Origin of the sequence: Acinetobacter sp. A47, assembly GCF_000805455.1 — a bacterium.
Lineage (GTDB): Bacteria > Pseudomonadota > Gammaproteobacteria > Pseudomonadales > Moraxellaceae > Acinetobacter.
In genome coordinates this window covers 1-366 of sequence record NZ_JSUS01000033.1, presented here as the reverse complement: position 1 = coordinate 366, position 366 = coordinate 1, and the positions used below count along the sequence as shown (strand labels likewise).

Genomic DNA, 366 nt, shown 5'->3' with positions numbered 1-366 from the left:
CTGCAGTGGTAAGGGCAAGGTTATGGCACGCCAATACTTGTAGGCAGGGTTGATAAGATCAAAGAAAGCCTTGACCTGATAGGGGTAGATTCCATCGAGGGTATTACCATCGCAAACGCTGCGATTTCCTATCGCAATGACGTATACATAGACTACCTGTAAAGTAAACTTCAGCGTATGGGGCGCTTGTATTTTTTTTTTTGAAGAACTGGGAATCACAGGCCTGAAGCCTACGGGTTTTCGCTTCAAGCAATACGCCATTGATGAAGAATTGAAGGGCGCTGACGTACTGGACATCGGCAGCAACTGCGGTTTTGTCTCAGTATATTGTTCGCGACTGGCGAAATCCGTGACAGCCGTCGAACT

1 protein-coding gene is annotated in these 366 nt (G+C 47.3%); it reads right to left on the bottom strand.

Features of this window, described 5'->3' with window-relative positions:
* On the bottom strand, positions 1-366 hold a 366-nt coding region (locus tag OC23_RS19450; RefSeq protein ID WP_038344428.1), incomplete at both ends, for a hypothetical protein.